This window comes from Comamonas sp. E6 (assembly GCF_001010305.1).
GTDB classification, from domain to species: Bacteria; Pseudomonadota; Gammaproteobacteria; order Burkholderiales; family Burkholderiaceae_C; genus Comamonas; species Comamonas thiooxydans.
The window spans coordinates 53758-70478 of the sequence record NZ_BBXH01000027.1 but is presented as its reverse complement, the minus strand read 5'-3'; the positions used below and the strand labels follow the sequence as shown (position 1 = coordinate 70478).

The 16721-nt window shown below is 55.8% G+C and carries 14 protein-coding genes; 11 read left to right on the top strand and 3 right to left on the bottom strand.

All coding sequences use genetic code 11. The annotated features are described in order from the left end of the window. Positions 1-271 precede the first annotated feature (271 nt). The 4 genes from CSE6_RS21905 (at position 272) to CSE6_RS21890 (ending at position 5664) form a co-directional block, all read left to right on the top strand. The gene (locus tag CSE6_RS21905; RefSeq protein WP_055477412.1) at positions 272-1036 is read left to right on the top strand and encodes a hypothetical protein; all 765 of its coding nucleotides are present in this window, start codon (positions 272-274) and stop codon (positions 1034-1036) included. Next, positions 1029-2966, top strand: coding sequence for a hypothetical protein (locus tag CSE6_RS21900; protein WP_059441484.1), 1938 nt, complete (start codon positions 1029-1031; stop codon positions 2964-2966). The genes CSE6_RS21905 and CSE6_RS21900 overlap by 8 nt, the downstream gene beginning before the upstream one ends. A gap of 189 nt (positions 2967-3155) precedes the next feature. Then, positions 3156-4094, top strand: a complete 939-nt coding sequence (locus CSE6_RS21895) for an ATP-binding protein (protein WP_045840229.1) — start codon at positions 3156-3158, stop codon at positions 4092-4094. Next, the gene (locus tag CSE6_RS21890) at positions 4087-5664 is read left to right on the top strand and encodes a TniQ family protein (protein ID WP_072248284.1); all 1578 of its coding nucleotides are present in this window, start codon (positions 4087-4089) and stop codon (positions 5662-5664) included. The genes CSE6_RS21895 and CSE6_RS21890 overlap by 8 nt, the downstream gene beginning before the upstream one ends. Before the next feature lie 540 nt (positions 5665-6204). On the opposite strand, the gene CSE6_RS21885 is transcribed toward CSE6_RS21890, so the two are convergent. Genes CSE6_RS21885 through CSE6_RS21875 form a run of 3 tightly spaced genes read right to left on the bottom strand, consistent with a single transcriptional unit; the run spans position 6205 to position 10557 of the window. Beyond that, a complete protein-coding gene (locus CSE6_RS21885; RefSeq protein WP_059441483.1) occupies positions 6205-7317 on the bottom strand; it encodes a hypothetical protein in 1113 nt (370 codons plus the stop codon). Between the two features lies 1 nt (position 7318). Then, complete coding sequence (gene mobH, locus CSE6_RS21880) at positions 7319-10012, bottom strand: MobH family relaxase (protein WP_059441494.1); 2694 nt, start codon at positions 10010-10012, stop codon at positions 7319-7321. Continuing rightward, positions 10009-10557, bottom strand: a complete 549-nt coding sequence (locus tag CSE6_RS21875; protein ID WP_059441482.1) for a hypothetical protein — start codon at positions 10555-10557, stop codon at positions 10009-10011. The genes mobH and CSE6_RS21875 overlap by 4 nt, the downstream gene beginning before the upstream one ends. Before the next feature lie 263 nt (positions 10558-10820). On the opposite strand from CSE6_RS21875, the gene CSE6_RS21870 reads away from it, so the two are divergent. The 7 genes from CSE6_RS21870 (at position 10821) to CSE6_RS26230 (ending at position 16716) form a co-directional block, all read left to right on the top strand. Beyond that, on the top strand, positions 10821-11792 hold the full coding sequence (locus tag CSE6_RS21870) for a bacteriophage abortive infection AbiH family protein (RefSeq protein ID WP_083994788.1): 972 nt from the start codon (positions 10821-10823) through the stop codon (positions 11790-11792). Continuing rightward, on the top strand, positions 11789-13165 hold the full coding sequence (locus CSE6_RS21865; RefSeq protein WP_152668621.1) for a hypothetical protein: 1377 nt from the start codon (positions 11789-11791) through the stop codon (positions 13163-13165). Before CSE6_RS21870 ends, CSE6_RS21865 begins: the two co-directional genes overlap by 4 nt. Positions 13166-13594: 429 nt before the next feature. Next, the gene (locus CSE6_RS21860; protein WP_059441480.1) at positions 13595-14101 is read left to right on the top strand and encodes a hypothetical protein; all 507 of its coding nucleotides are present in this window, start codon (positions 13595-13597) and stop codon (positions 14099-14101) included. 2 nt (positions 14102-14103) lie between these two features. Continuing rightward, entirely contained in the window at positions 14104-15474 is a 1371-nt protein-coding gene (locus CSE6_RS21855; protein WP_238585766.1) for a hypothetical protein, read from the top strand. A 3-nt stretch (positions 15475-15477) separates the two neighbouring features. After that, on the top strand, positions 15478-16008 hold the full coding sequence (locus CSE6_RS21850) for a hypothetical protein (RefSeq protein ID WP_019042358.1): 531 nt from the start codon (positions 15478-15480) through the stop codon (positions 16006-16008). Position 16009: 1 nt separating this feature from the next. Further along, positions 16010-16549 (top strand): PFL_4695 family integrating conjugative element protein, encoded by a 540-nt coding sequence (locus tag CSE6_RS21845; RefSeq protein ID WP_059441479.1) that lies wholly within the window; start codon positions 16010-16012, stop codon positions 16547-16549. Beyond that, positions 16546-16716 (top strand): hypothetical protein, encoded by a 171-nt coding sequence (locus CSE6_RS26230; RefSeq protein ID WP_193751158.1) that lies wholly within the window; start codon positions 16546-16548, stop codon positions 16714-16716. The genes CSE6_RS21845 and CSE6_RS26230 overlap by 4 nt, the downstream gene beginning before the upstream one ends. Positions 16717-16721 lie beyond the last annotated feature (5 nt).

Genomic DNA, 16721 nt, shown 5'->3' with positions numbered 1-16721 from the left:
GGACAGAGTCTGATACGAGCCCTTGCCGGAGCCAAGAGGCGTTAACGCTCCAAGCATTCCAGATCAACCAAGCCTGTGACTGTCACGAGGTTTGCCGTAACAGAAAAGACGATGAGACCGATCAGTACGGTAAATATTTTTATCCAGCAAGGTGACCATGATTAAGGCACGAAAAAATGAAGGGTAGGGCACCATCGTAAATCTATGGAAATAGAATTTACCCTGGAAAACAAATGATTACTTGAATTTTCTGTTTTTTCAGGCATCAATAATGTCTCCATTTCAAAAAAGGGTCCAGCTGATGCTGGCGAATGTTATGGATGCTTCCTTAGCAAACACCATCAAAGGGCATGCTCCTTTGCGTGCTAGTCAAACGCTTCGCTCTGCACTAAGGATGCGAGGAAAGAGTGTCGGCAGCATCACATATTTCTACAGTGCAAAGAACGACCAGGACGTTGTCTTTAGCAGTGATTTGGAATTCGCGCATGGTTTGTTGCTTGAAGCAGACGAGACCGTCAAGAGTTACGACGTCGATCCCGATCGAGTGATTGCCTTCATTGAAGGCAAGGGATATCTTGGGTCCAAACCCGATGCGATCGTAAAGCTCTGGTCAGGGCGAACACGCTATGTTGAAGTGAAGTATTTGGAGGATCAACGCCGCAAGCGCGCAGTGCTTCAGGCCGAAATCCAAAAGCGTGTCGCCGACTCGGTGAATGCAGACTGGTGCTGGTTCAGCGAAAAAGACGTGCAAGCTAAAAATAGATTGCTCCATGACTGGTTGCACATCGCACCGGTTCTCGCTCAGTCGAGGGTAGAAGTGAAATCCCGTTGGGAGCACCTCATGAAATGGGTGCTTGAGGCAAGCCGCGAAGCAACCACACTTGGTAATCTGAAAAGATGCACTCACGATCCATGGGAACTTGTGTTTTCAACGACAGTCCTGCTTGTACAGCTTGGCAAACTGCGCAGCGACTTGGAAATGCGACCGCTAAGTGCAGAAACGATGATCGCACCTCGAGATGTTATCTATGCCTAATCGCAAAATCGCCCCCGAGCTTTTGGATTATTCGCAGTGGCCGGGTGTGAATGTGCTGTTGCTGTCTGAATCAGAAGCGATTCGATTCAATCGTCTCGAAGCGGCCGTGAAGGCGGCGTGCGATGGTGTCAAGAGTGCAGAGATAAACCGCCAATTCGGAATCAAACGAAGCCTGCTTCATTACTATCTTGTGAAATGCACTTCAGAGCATAGTGACGGTCGCGCGAAGGGATTCCGCGCATTGGTGCCTGAAACCAAGCGAGACGGCTACGTTCGAAGCCTCGAACCCCAGCCAGGCATCGATGGTTCTGGTTTAGCAGGCGCATTTACTTATTTGTTGAATCAATATCCCTCCGTAAAAGATTGGCTGATCCACCGGCTAAAGCCGGATGATGGAACCAAAATTCAGTCCGCAGGGCTAAATTCTTCGGCTATTCACCAGGAGTTCCTCACCAAGCTGCGCAAGGCCGGGCATTGCCCTGACCAATATCCATTCACGACGTCTCGCCACGGTTACGAGGCGCTTTGTGCGTATATCAAAAAGCGCATAAACGGCGGCGATGACCACGCAGCAAGGTCAAAATTTGGCGATCAAGCAACTGAAGGTCTTAGCCGTAATTCAGGCAAGATAGCCATCTTCAGACCGTTGGTTGCCTACGAGCGCACAGCCTATGATGAATACCAATTTCCGGATATTTCAACGATAACCATAGAAATAGCGGATGAGGAAATTGAAGTACCGCTCAAACGCGGATATTTTTGTCCGATCGTCGATTTCAAAACAACGGCCATACTGGGTTACTCTTGGTCTATCGCTAATCGTTTTCGCACCCTTGATTTTTTGCAGGCATTCGAATTCGCGATTCACCCGCCACCATGCATAGAGCACGAAGCCTTTATAGATCTCGCACAACTTCCAGACGAAGGGTTCCCGGCAGCTGTAATTCCAGCTGCAAACGGACGGCGTGTGTGTTCCCTCTGCGTCGACAACCACTTAACTCATTTAGCGAACGCTGTGGTTACAGACTTTCGAAAACGCACGGGTGTCACCATCAGTTATGGCAAGGTCCATAGCTGGATTGAGCGGAATGTGGTTGAAGGAATCTTCGCGGAGTTTCAGAATGCGCTCAAACGAATTTCATCAACCACGGGAAGCGGGCCGAACGATCCAGTGGTGCGCGATCCAGTGGAGAAGGCGGTCCGTTACAAGATTCGTGCTGCTGACATCAAGGCGCTGCTCGACAAACTTGTCACAAGACACAACGCACGCAGAATGCACGCACTCATGATGGCGACCCCGAACGAAGCCATCGCTGCAGACTGGGCGGAAAGTAGCCGTCTCCAAATCGTCCCACGCTACCCAACCTGCTTTGTGAGCAACCCATGTATCGCAGTCGAGGTCGAATGGCCAACGGTGCGCGGCATTCGAGCAAAGGGCCGTACCCCGTACATCCAGCTTGACGAAGTCCAGTACACAAACGATATCCTGAGGCAGAGTTGGAGCTTGGTTGGTCAGAAGCTGATGGTGCAAATCCGAGGCGACTACCGCACCGTGCATGCTTTTCGCGCGGATGGAACAGAATTTGGAATTCTTCACGTGAGCGGTGTTTGGGCACTTTCCCCCCACACCCGCGAGACTCGCAAGGAAATCAACAGGCTTTACCGCAATGGCGTGTTCATCGATCGATCGCTTGACCCCGTCGCGCATTACCAGCGGTATCTAGCCGGAATCGTGCTAAAGAAGACCCGTGGGAAGAAGCATCCAAAAATCACGCGGGAAGCCGGAAAACTCGCTCGAACGATGGACGTGCCAGGAAGCGTCAACGATCCTGCCGAATATCGGTACGTTTACAAAGCATCTTCTCCGCCCGAGCCTACGACGGTGAAGCCGCGCGGTCGGCGTGCATTCTTCTCGCCATCACCGCGATAAGCGCTTGCGATGGAGCCGACAATGCGAGCAAGTACTGCGAAGTCCCCGGGCTCTAACGGAACGCGGCATAGTCAAGAAACTGCGAAAAATAGCCAGAGATGCGACATCGAAGAGGCTGTCGCTGAAATTGAGCAGCTCCGACAGGAAAGATTTTCCTCCGCAAATCTTGACGCGGACAACTCTCGACGAATGCTCGCAGCTTCTCATCCCATGCTTGAGCAGTGCTACTTCATCGAGACCGACGGGACGAGCGCGTTCTATGAGATCGTCTGCGATCATGCGATAGCTCGCAAGAGCGGCCTATACATAACTGGTGAATTTCGTGTGGGCAAGACCACCTCAATAGAAAACACCATGTTACGGCTCAAGGAGGACATGCCATGGCTCGCCGTCTTGTATCACTCTGCAAAGCGACAGCATGGTCAATCCAAGAAAGCCCTGTGCGACGACATGCTTCGATCCTTCAGGTGCCCAACCTCAACTTATCAGAATTCAGCCGATCTCCTTGCACGATTCTTGATGGCCCAGGCGGTTCAAGCGGGCAGTAAATCCTGTCTCCTTTTTGTTGACGAAGCACAAATGTTGACGGTCATGCAAATGCGGTACCTGCTCGAAATCTGGAATGAAATGCGTCAAGAGGGAATCATCCTCGTTACTGTTATGGTGGGGCAGGAGGGTCTTAACTCTCTCAAGAAATTAACTTCCGAAGAAGACCATGGAGCCGTCGTGGCCCGATTTTTTGTAAAAAAATATGTGCTTGGAGGTTTGCACACCGTAAAGGATTTGAAAAATTACTTGGCAGCATACGATACGAAACTAACCTTCCCGGTTGGCTCAAACTGGTCGTACTCACGCTTCTTCTGCAAGAAGGCATTTGACGCTGGTTGGAGATTGGAAAGTGAAGCTGATCGTCTCTGGAAATCTTTAATTAAATGCAGTAGGGCCGAGTCAAATATGCTCCTTTATGCCGGCTTCCGGCTGGCATTCGTGAACGATTCAATCCATTCCTTTTTGCTCGATGCGATGGTGATAGATAAAGGATCTTTCAAGGGCTCAGACGGACTCTGGGGGGAAGCCACGTCGGCTGCAGCGGAAGGCGATCTTTTCATCGGAGATGGTAATGGTTGAGCTTCCGTGGAGCATGACCTGGGTCGTCAAGGGCTGCGCCAAGTATGAAAGCGACTGGATTGCGTTGCATCGATTCCTTTGGATGAATGCCATCAGCGGGCAAGACCTCTGGCGCGCATTGACGGGTCGAAAAAAGCGGGATGTTTCACTGCCTTCTAGCAGAACTTTTCCGGCTCAATACATAGAGCTGATCACGGAAATAAGCGTTACGAACGATTTTGCGAAACACTTTCACGCTCGGTCACTAAGCAACTGTTTTGGTCCGAACAGTGGCAGGGAAATGTTGGCTGTAAAAGGTATCCGCTTTTGTCCGTCATGCCTTCGGGAATGTTTCCACTCCCCGCTCTTTCAACTCGAAACCGTCAGGAAATGCCCTGTTCATGGGTGTGAGCTACTAGATGCTTGCGAGCACTGTGGTGCAAAAATCGGGATGCCCGAATTTGAACCGCGGTGGTTCGATTTTCCCCTCGCGTGCCAGCACTGTCACCAGCCTTTTTGCGGCTCACACTTTGCAGACAAAGCATTGGGGGGCTTTGTTGCGGGCGAAGAGACGTTCATGAGCATCGAAGAGTGGCTGCAACAACTTCGATCAGTGCAGTTTCTACGCACCGCTGAATTGGGAGGAGAACCGTGGAGCCCGCGTGACTATAAGACCATATGCGACTGCCTAGTGTACCTAGCCACCGACGCCTCGAAAGCCGAGTCATGGCTGGACATCAATTTCCCGTGCACGGTCAGTAACATCCACAATGAGGAAGAGCGCTCCGGGACGTGGGTGTTCGCCCGGCAGAATCGATACGTCCCGCTGAACCATGACTTGGATGCCGCTTGCGGAATCGCCAAATCTGTCAATCGTTACCTGTCGAGGCGGGTAAAGGCGATTTGCGGGCATCGCAGAACGGCGCACTTGCCTTGGCAAAATGCGCTACGCCCTTTTCAGCCTGTGCAGCCGATACTGATTATGTCTCCGGGTGATTGCCCCTGTTGCGCTCTCCTCGATCAATGGCGAGCTTACGCGGGCAAATTGATTGCGCTCCGAAACCTCGCCCGCCACTTTGGAAAGCCTGTCTATGAGGTGGGCCTAAACGACTTCAGGATACCTTTTTCGCTTGAGCCAACAGTATGTGCCGAGGCGCTGATTTCCTCCTTTACCTGGTTCACGAACTCTTTAACTAGGCTGCTGCTGCAGATCTCAGGGCAGGGGACTCAGCTGTGGTACGCCGAGGAGGACAGGCTTTGTGAATTCATGTGCCAGAGCAAGGCGCTCTCCCTAGACGTATATCGCTTCGATATACGCCCACACTGGTACGTGATCTCAGTGCAGGGGGAGGAGGTTGGTCTCGCGTATTCGCTCCGACATGCGTTCGATTCGCTTCGTGCATGCCAAGCCCTGTATCACAAAGGCAGCCTTTGGCAGGTCGATGGATTTGAAACACACCGTCGCTCTCTCAGAATCCGCGATGACGATTGGTATGTCTCGATGTCCGAGTACTTACATACTAGGCAAAGGTCTCATTCGTGGGCATCCATTCCAACGCCGATCCCCGCAATATACGGGTTCGAGGAGTGACCCGTTGTGCCGAAGCCCTGCAATTCATCGGTTAGTAGCGGCGGAGCTCCTGCAGTCAATACCATCTACGTTGGAGCCACTCTGCACTTAAATTTTTGAATGTAAGCCCACGCAGTGGGATTTTGTCTGTCCTTGACTCCTCCGGTGTTGCCAAGTAGTAGTGTCATCGACCGATGACCAATGACCGTCGAGTGCAAAAGCTAATGATCGCTAGGCTGCATCGATAGCTAGTGACTTTGTGTTGTTGTACAACGTTTTACCTCGCGTTTGTATAACGATTTACCTCACCCACCTTCAGCAGTCTTTCACGCAAACGGTGTGCGATACGATTAAACATAATATACATCGTATCTAGTAGAAAAGCTCTAAAAATAGGAGCGCTAGAGCTCCAGTTTTCAAGGCTTTCAGTAGTCCCATGGGACTACGTTTTTACCTCTTCCTCTTAACCAATTCCGCGAGAGTTACAAATAGCTCCCGTTGACGCACGGTTCGGACTCTAAGGACTTCGCTGCCAACTGTCAAACATTTTTGTTTGACCCGTCATCTTTTTCCGGCATCGGCGCTGCGTCCGCTGCTACAAAGTCGCAAGCACTGGACACGTTCCGAGCCCCCGCAGGAGCCGCACGGCATCCAGTCTGAATCCACCATGGAATCGTTCACATTGTCGACGTCTCCACATCCAACTGGACACGTTTGTGGATCAAACCCATGGCTGCAAGAACCATCGTCACGCAGCATCTGCACGGTCTTCGCTCGTTGAGCAGGCGTTGTGTAGCCGTGTTGAACAGCGATCTCGATGGCGCGATCGAGCTGCAGCTCGGGCACCTGCAGCAGCGCCAGGTCGATGCTGGCCCCCACGCGTAGCTCGTAGGTCTCGTACACCTGGCCACAGCCTTGATTGGCAGCGTCCGACAAGGCTGCGCACTTCGCTGCCCAGTCGTTTTCCGAGAAGACTTGCGCCTCGCGAGCTGGTGCCACTTCGAGCGCTACGACGCTTGGAGACGTAGTAGTAGTTCTTTGTATAGAAGACCCTTGTATATAAAGTGCAGGAAACGGCAAATCCAGTTTGCAGGTTTCGGCAGACGTTTTGGGCTCAAGTTTGCAGGTTTCGGCAGCCAATTGAGGCTCCAGTTTGCAGGTTTCGGCAAGTGGTTTCGGGGCTTGCTTGATGACTTGGCCAAGCCATTGGCCATCGACGTAATCGAGTAGCCCATCCAGGACGGCCTGCCTCTCGTCATTGGTGATGGGGCGACCTGGGCATTGCGTGGGCAAGGCCCCGCCAGATCCGCCGCAGTTCCTGCACTGGGTACGATCGTGGCCGATGCTGTGGAGTGAAAAAACAGCGGCCCGTGGCACTGGCCGGTCGGAGTCCATCATGGTGCGATCAATGTGCTCAAGCTCGGCAATGACGGCTGGGCAGACCGGCATCAATCCATTGCCTGGTGGCCAGCGCTGCAGCCACATGACCTGATCCGGGTATTTGAGGCCGAGCTTGGCGTGGCGCCAGGTCAAGCTGCCCTCGGCAAAAGCACTGAGCACGTTCCATCGGTGCCGCAGCCGAAACCAGAAGCTACGCGATTTCCATAGCTCTAGGCGCTTGTCTGGCGCGGTGTTGTCGCCAATCTCGTAATCAGTTGAGCAGGTGGATTTCATATCAAACCATCTTCAATGCGGGATTGCTGGGGGGGATGGGCTGCACCCACCGGCCTGGGCTGGTGAGGACAACACAGGACAGATGGGCCACTACCGTGCCGCGGCTGTGGATCTCATAGCGGATGATGTTTGTGCGGTTTGCGGCTGGCAGGTGCCAGCCACACTTGATGACCTCCCGCTGGGTCTTGGTGCTTAGCTCGTCGACGGTGAGATCCTCGTGGCCGTCCTCTCGGTCGCCATAGCGTGCGTACTCCTTGAATATCTTGGGCGATATCAGGGCCATGCCCTCCTCCACGAAGTGAATCGCCGCGCCGGTCTCATTGAACTTGAGCTCGCGATTGACCAGGCCCATTTGCACCCACTGCATGAAAGCCAATGCCAAGGGGCTTGGCTCGGGTGGCGGCTTGTCTGGGTTTGCGTCGATGTCGGGCAGCGGCTGCAGCAGAAGAACCGGCCCTGGTGTTGCTGCGGCCGCCGGCGGCGGACTTGCATTGACGGTGCGTCCCTTGAGTACGGGCAGGTCATCGAGCTCGTCCAGCTCAGCGGCCATGCGCTTGAACTCGGCACTCACGCTTTGAGAGCGCGGCACTTGGTCATGACGTAGCTCTTGGGCGGGATTCTTAGGCGCGTTTGGCGCTGGCGGCGGCGCAGCTGCTGCAGGTTTGACAGAAGGCGGCCTTGCGGCCGCAGTTGCGGCAGCTTGGGGCGGCTGGTGCAAGGTGGCGGGCTGAGGAGGCGCAGCTGGTGGTGGTGGCACCGCTGCGGCATCTTGGAATGGTTGCTCCAAGGGCGCTGCGCCCTTCTCTGCCGGCTGCGGGTTCCTTGCCGGCTTGTTCTTTTTGCCAGGTCTGTCCGATGCTGTTGCAGATTCGGATGGATCGAGGAAGTAGCTGCCCTCGCTGTCGCCCAGCAAATAGGCGGCTTCGCCGTTGTCGAGGCTATCGTAGTCCAGCTTCAATGGTGTGGGCACGCCAGATCTCGATGCTGTCCCAGCTTCAAACTCGTCGTAGGCTGTATCAGCTTGGGTCTGATGCACTGGCGCCGTAGGCGCCCCAACTGCCAAGACTGCCGCAGTTTGGGATGGAGTTTCTGGCGCAGTGGTCTTGGCTGCTGCCGCAGTGGTTGCCGCAGGCCTGGGCTTTGCAGCAGCATTCGGCGGCTTGGTGAAAGTGGGCTCCCGCATGATGGCGGCATGCTTTTTAGCTTCTGCCGCATCCTGGAGCCGTTGCTTCGCAGGCTTTGCCGCAACCTGGGATGGTTGGGCTGAGGATGCCGCAGCTGCTGGTGCAATGGCATCGATTGCTGCCGCAGATTCCGATGCACTGAGAGCTGCAGCAGCTTGATGTTCGTCTTGCCCTGCTCCATCCTTGCGACGGTCGCGGATCTCCAGCCGCCCGCGCATGGCGGCCGGGTACTTGCTCTCGTGGTTGAACAGCTTGGCCAGAGGGAACTTGAGCATTGCAAAGTCATGCATGTAGGCCCCCTGCTCTGACCCATCCTCGGCGTAACCGTGCACTGTGACATGCCAGACGGCCTGGCCGCTGGCCGGGTTCAGCTCGATCGCGCCGTAGTCCTGCCAGGTGTCGAACAGCCGGTCGTTCTTTGCGTTGCCAGGCACGCTTTCATCGGGCTCGTTTGCTTGGATGTGCTCTCGTACGGTATCGGCGAGGCGCTTGGCCACGAACCAGATCGCCCCCTCGAACACCCAACCTGCCGCACCATTGCGGTTCAGGGGGAGCTGTGTGCCAGCATGGAGCATGGTCCTCATGGATTGCATCAGCAGCTCGATGAGAGGCACGGCCTTGGCCGTGGCGAAGCGGGCCTTGGAGCCTTTTTGCAAGGCGCGCTGCGTGGACAGCTGGTCGGCCCGCTTGACGATCTTGGCGACGAGACTGTCCTTGTCCTGGCCGGTGAGGTATTGCTCCAGGGCATCCAAGGCGGTGGGCGTGTGCGCCAGGAATCGCAGCGCACTTTCTGGCGCAATGCGGGGTAGCAGCAGCTGGGCCAGCTTGGCATGGGCGCTGTAATCGCGCTGCCCCTTGGGCGCAAAGTCCACTAGGTACTCGGCAGTGCGTTGGCCAGCGATCTGAGACAGGCTTCCGCCTGCAGGTGCCCAACGGATTGGATCGTTCTCGCCGACTGGACGCCACGCGATACGCAGGTCGGTCATGGGCTTGGCGATGTCGTGCAGCAAAGCGCAGAAGAACACCACATAGGTCCACTGATCGCGCTGGGCGTCAACGATCTCGATCTGGCTTCCGCCTGGCAGCAGATGGGCATTGCGCCAGGTCATGGCCGCGAGCAGCATCTCGATGGTGTGCGACAGCAGGCCGCCGGCGTGGGCGTGGTGGTGCGCTTCAGAGGCTGGCATGAGCTGCACGAACTCGGCGTACCGCCGAATCGCCGGCAGCAGGTCCCGCTCCCAAATGGCCTGGGACTGGTGCGACTGGCTCCAGATCTGGGTGATAGCCCGCTCTGCGCGGACCGTGGCCAGCAGCTGCTGGGCATTGAGCACGCGCAACCATCCGGGCTCACTGCCCGCGATGTGGATCTCGTCTGGTTTGAGTGGCAGATCTTGAGCGCCCGTCGATACTGGCGCGTCGGGCAGCGGCAGCGGGCCTGCAGGCGCAGACTGCACGGGCTTGGCCTTGCTCCAGGGCACCATGGCAAGCAACTTTGAAGCAATACTCTTCACGCGCACTCCTCTTGGAGCAGGATTCGAGCGAAGTGCTGGGCACGCGCTGACTTGCCATCGGTGGGTGTCCAGATAGACAGCTCCTCCCCAGGCTGCCCCAGCGCGAGAAAGTCCATGAAACTCTGCTGCAGCGGGTTCCATTTGATGCGTGAGGCGATGCCGTCGCGGCCCCAATCGCCGCATGTGTGCACGAATGACTGCGCCACGACTCGCATGACGAAGCCGTGCCAGTTCTTCTCTTGCTGAGGTTTGGGCACATGCGGCATCTTGGGATGGTCAGCAACCAGCTGCAGCAGGATTGAGCGCACGCAGAAGATTGGATCAAGCTCCTCTTCCAGATACTGCTCCAGCCCCTCAAAGCGGCCTAACCAACGCATGAGCGGGTTCGTTTTACTGGCAAGGCCAAGCAGTTGCAGGCTGTCTGCGATAGCGAATATCGAGCAACCACGATCAAGCGGATCTCGGCCTAGAAATGGTGGATCACTGTTGGCTCTCTGCTGGATGTGCTGACTATGTAGGTGCGGTGCGCGGGCGAGGTCGTCCATGGGGCGCAACCGTACCTAGTGCGCCCTCACCTGTCAGCGCGAAACCCTGCGGTGACGACCGGAGGCTTTTCGCTTGAAACTTCGCCTTGGATATGTTATCTCGGTAACAAATGACTACAACTTAGAGGATGCATCTACTCGCTCGAAGAGCGGGATCGCAGAGTCTTGTTTACGGCATATCGGGCGTCGGCGCCGGCAGCGAGGACCTAATTTGAGCGAGACTATAGGCTTCTCGACAAGCAAATAATAAATGTGGGGGATGGATGACTAATAAGGACAACACACAGTACTTCGGAAGCAATGTGTCAAAAGACACCTTAGGCGAGCAGATTCTTTACATCGTGGGTAATGGGTTCGATTTGCACCATGGGATTCGCTCCTCGTACTATGCTTTCGGAGCCTACCTGAAGGCTGTTGACGGTGCGACCTATGATGAGCTAGAGCGATATTTTTCTGTTGACGAGCAGTTCTGGGGCGAATTCGAAGCACAGTTGGCTAATCTCGATACTGATTCGCTTTTAGACGACGCCTCGACATTCTTGGCCGGCTACGGGGACGAGGATTGGAGCGACTCTGGCCATCACGACTATGAGTTTGAATTAACACGAGTCGTTAAAGCAATATCTTCGACACTCCGTCAAAGGTTTGCTGAATGGGTGCGCCAAATTGCTATTCCTACTCCTACCGAGGTTGCCACCAAGCTCTTGCCAATTCGGAAAGACGCGCGTTATCTCACGTTTAACTATACAGATACACTCCAGCGTGTGTATGGCATTGCGGAGTCGAACGTTTTCCACATACATGGTGCTGCGGGAAGGATAAACGATCGGTTGGTGCTTGGGCATGGGTGGAAGCGAGGCCTCGTGGACTCATTGAATTTCGGCGCTGACCCAGAATCAATGGATACCCGTGTCATGAATGGCAACGAAATCGTCGATAACTACTTCACTGAAACGTTCAAACCTACGGCAAGCGTGATCGAGGAAAATCAGCCGTTCTTCCAGAGTCTTCAGGGTCTCAAGAAGATTTACATCATGGGCCATTCGTTATCGAACGTGGATTTACCTTACCTCGAAGAGCTCTGCCGCCATATCGATGCCAAAGATGTGCAGTGGCAAGTAAGCTTCCACGAAAATTCAAGTGACGCAGAAGCTTCAATGCACAGCATCGGAGTGAATAGTGAGAAAGTGCTCTTTGTGCCACTTACCAAACCAAATATGTGGGTATGCACATGAATTCACTATCTCAGATCCCGTCGATAAGCTGGCTCGACAGTCAAGGATCAGAGGGAGTCGAAAGCGATGCCCACGTTGGTGCAGCGCTTAATTGGCTTGCCTCTTCATCAGGAGATGCAGCAGCATTCTTCGATCGATTGCGTGCTGCTCAAGCTCGATACCGTGCGATTACGGCTGAGGCGAGCTTCCTAGGAAAGGACCCATCGTGGTCAGATCTTGGACCAGATATCGTTGCCGCTTACCTGGCCCAAGGAAAATCACTGCTCGACGATCGACGCACGTACGACTTCGCGCTCGTGTCGCATGTTGCTCCCTGGCTGAAGCAACTCGGAATGAATATAGAAGCTCTAAAGCGGGTTGATGGTGCAGTAGGCAGGGCGCTTCGAATGCTCCGAAATAAGGAAGTGCTCCCGGATACCGCAATATTCGAATTGGTAATGGCAAGCAATTACGCTGCTGCTGGGTATGACGTAACCTTTATCGAGGAAGGCTCTGGGAAGACACCAGACCTAAAGCTGTCAGGTGGTGAGTCCAGTGTAGAGGTATTCGTTGAACTCAAACGGTTACAGCGTGGGTCCTACGAAATAGAGGAGCAGCGCCGCCACGTTGAGATCTTCAGTCGACTTGATGTACTGTTGAATAAGTTAGGTCTGTCCGTTGACATTGACGTCACCTACGAGAAGGTGTTATCTGACGTGCCCGTCGATTACCTACTCCAACGTATGAATCGTGCTTTAGAAAATCAGATCATTCTCCCCAATGGTTATCCATGGAAGGATGAGTACGGTAGAGGAATTATTCGCCCAGCAAACGTGGATGCGGTTCGCCATGACATTAGGAATAGCTATTTGTATTTCGGGATGAAGCTGGCGCGGTTGCTTTCGGGGCGTGCAGTGTCCGATAACCACTATCACCTTTCCGCCGAGGCATCACCGAGCCCTAAAGATCCACGATATATCGATCGCATAAAGTACGGTTCAGTTGTTACTTGGAAGTGTATTGCACAGGCGTCGATAGAAAGAAAAGCCAAATATGTAATGAGTAAGTTGGCTCAGGCAGATCGGCAAATAGAAGGTCACGGGCGGGGGGTTATCCATATAGCTATGGATGTTGAACTCGATAGCGATGCCTCTGATCTTAGGCGACAACGGAACTCTGCTTCACTATGTAGTTTTCAGCTAGAGTCGCAAACAATTATTGTTCACCTTCACTACTTTGTCCCACGTCAATCGGAGAACCACTCCTGGCTATCAGACGAAACGGTCGACACATTTAGCCGATTGGAGGAGCCACAGGAACCTTTCCGCGCCTTCCCTTGCTCAACTAAGCTCGACAATGGACTGCCAGCTTGGCGTCAAAAATTACGGCCGTAGACGATTGGTGTGCTAAGGCCCTTTGCGGTTTCTGGAGATCCGGCCCTCCCATGGGCGGGATCTCCGGCTAGTTGCCCGTACAGCCCTTTTCCAGTACCAGTAAATCCTTTGCGCATGCTCCGATTTTGAGGAGCATGCGCGCCCTTTGGGTAGGTCCAGTAGCCTGTAATGCCGTTTTTCCTGTAACCGATCGGCCCCTGCCGCTCGCCACCCTTAGCGCCCTTAAGTTAACAGCCATTTATTTTCATATTTGTCAAGCGTAAACCGTTAGGTATGTAACGCACGGTTTACGCTGGTGAATAGAGTGTAGGTCTTAGAAGATTCGGCCCGGTGACTGACGCAGTGCGTCATCTTTCCTGGGCCACAGATCCTCACGCACACCCTCTTCATGGTTGTGGCCCAGGCTCTTTTTTGGAGTTCCTACGGTCCATGACCCGCATGCCCAGATTCTTTGCCAGCATGGCTTTGCTGGCCATGGCCTGCTCAGCCCAGGCCACCCCTCAACTTGTCGACGGAAACAAGCGTCTGCAGTTGGGCCGCTACACCACCGCTGAAGCTCAGCCTCAGTTGAACCTGAATGAGCCGCTCGCCCTCGTGGCTCAGCTCACATTCCCGCGCGAACAGGTGACGACCGTTGGCGAAGCCATCGAGTACACGCTGCTTCGCACGGGCTATGCCCTGGTGGATTCCCAGTCACTGACTTCCGATGCGCGGCGTTTTCTCGGTCTGCCGCTGCCGGAGGCTCAGCGCACGCTGGGCCCCTTTTCTGTTCAAGACGTTCTGAATGTGCTGGTGGGCACAGCATGGCGCTGGCATACCGACCACATCACTCGCCGGGTGTGGTTCACCCTGGCCAACGCACCCAAGCCTCGCCGCCTGGAGCCCATCGTCAGCCCTAGCACTACGCCTCATCCGAAGGCGTCCGCCAAGGAGTGAGCATGTCGGAACAAAGCACTGTCGATGCAGACGTACAAGTGACTGAGCCAAGCGTGCCACCGCCGCCGCCTCCCAATGTGGCCGAATTGCCGCCAGCGGTGACACCGGCGGTTCCTGTGGCCCCTGAGGTCACAGGCGTCGATGATTCAGCTGTCGATCATTCTTGGTTGAACGAGCTTGAGGCTGCCGCTCCACTCAATGCTGCCACCGCAACTGCGGCGGCAGCTGCTGCGCCTGTAGAGGCTGAAAAACGGCCAGGATTCCTCGCCCGCGCGTTTGGTCGCGCACCGGCTGCAGCAAAGCCACGCAAGGCCGAGGTGCCTGTGAGTGTTGAGTCCAGCGATATCCCCTCTCGACGCAAGCCGACGAACCCATGGGTGCTGCGCACAGTCGGCATTGCGGGTGTCGTGGGGATACTGGCAGTGGGGTACCTTCAATATGGGCAGAAACGTCTACCAGCACTGGATCTGCTTGGCTCATCGCTTCCAGAGGCCGGCCTAGTGACACCGCAGCCTGCTTTCGATGCTTCCGAGTTCGATCCGCGCCTAGCTGACACTTCCCCGCTGTCCCTTGCGCCCTTGGTTGATGCGGCACCTATCGGCGGAGCACCAGCTGGCGACGCGGACCCAATCCCCGTGGGCATGCAGCCAGAATTCGATCCAGAGGCGGTTATGCGGCAGTCTGCAGCTGATGCAGGCGTTGCCAGCATGGGGGACGCGGGCGCTGTGCCTCAAGCCGTGGCCAACGTGGCCCTCCAGCGAAATGAGGCCGCTGCAGCAGCACCGGCTGGTAGTGCCCCTATTACTGCCGCACCAGCGCCGACTATGGCCGTGGCCCCCACGGCAGTGGCGACTGCAACACCAGTCGGCGTCGACCCCCAGGTGCTTGATCGCATGAAGCGCATGGAAGACATGATGTTGCTGATGTCCCAGCAGATGGCGGCGATGCAGCAGGCCAACGCGCTTGCTGGCAAGACCTCTGCGGCACCGGCTCCCGCTCCTGCGGTAGCGCCTGCAGCGGCTCCGGCAGCCGCACAGGCCGCCCCCGTCGAGCAGCCGTCGCCGCGCCCAGCGCCCAAGCGCGTAATGGTGAAGGCGAAGCCGGCGACTCCCCGCCAAGCATCAAAGGTCGTTGCCGTGAAGCCAGCTGCAGCTCCTGCAGGTGCCCAGCTTGTGTCCGTCGATATGTGGAACGGCGAGCCTTCGGTCGTGGTCGCGTCGGGCGTGCCCGGTGATCGCCGCGTGCGTGTCTTGCGCCCAGGTGATGTGGTCAATGGTCTGTCGCTCAAGTCGGCAGATCCTGTGTCTCGCACAGCCACATTCGTGGCTCCAGGCAGCCAAGGCCTGACCCTTTCAGTGAGCAATGGAGGCTGATTCATGAAAAAAACTGCCTTTATTGCCACCGTGGTCGCATTGCAGCTGAGCACGGGCGCCCTTGCGCAGCTGCGCACTGGCCGCACTGCAGAAGCGAGCTCGCTGCCCAGCACGACTCAACAGGGGCGCTCGCAACTGGACGAGACAGCGCGTGCTGTGCAACAGATGTGGGGTCTGACTGCCGATGAGATGCAGCGAGCCAAGGTGCTGTCGCTAGGACCTCGTGCCAATTTCTCGGTCAAGGAGCTCTCGCCCCTTGAGGTGCTGGGCATTCATGCTCGCAACGATGCAGAGCGCCGTCAGTATGCCGAGCGCATGGCGCGGATCTTCCACCAAGATGTGGAGCGAAGCATATTGTGGGACCGCGAAATGCAGGCGGCCATGGCCCGCCTGTATCCCAATGAGCCGATGGTGAACTATGACGGCCTGCCGCGCGTGCAGTCGTCTGTAGGTGCAGCCGACATGCTGAACGTGCCACGCACACAGATCATCGAGCGCGCATCGCCAGCTCCTGCCAACCGCGGAAAACGCTGATATGCACTGCAGGTTCGCCATCCTCGCCCTTGGATTCGCTTGCAGCGCGCAGGCCCTGGCCGGCGTGGAGCTCGAGATGATCCACGACAGCGGCAAGTCGGTGCCGTTGGCGCCCTATGTGGCCCAGATCGTGGGCGGCACAGATGAGGCGAATGTGCTCGACGGGCTGCGTTTCCCATTTCGCAGCCAATTGCGCGGAGGTGTGCTCAAGCAAGACGGCGTGCAGGTCTTCAATGGCCAATGGCTGACTCAGCCCATGTTCGTGATCGGCGCGGACGACGCGTCTTTGCGCTGGGTAGCCTTCAATCACAAGAAGCTGATACAGCTCAATGCTGTCGGCATTGTGGTCCAGGCAGCAACGCCAGCCGCATTCAAGCTGGTGCAGCAAGTGGCCAACCCCTTGCAATTGGCTCCTGATACAGGGGCATTCCTTGCAGAAACATTGATCGCCAAGGGTGCGCCAGTTTTTCCCGTGCTGGTGCACAGCAATGGCCGCGCCTACCAGATTCTGCCTCAGCGCACGTTTGGAGTGGCTCCATGAGCGAACTCGGCCTGGTGCATATCGGATTGGAAGGCGCGATGAAAGCATGTGCCAATGCCCGGCTGTTGCGCTTTAGGCTGGTTCAGCTTGGAACGCCTTTTGCGGCTGCGCAGTCCCAAAATGTTCCAAGCCATCACGGCATGTTCCAGCTGGAGGGCATGCAGTGAGTGAC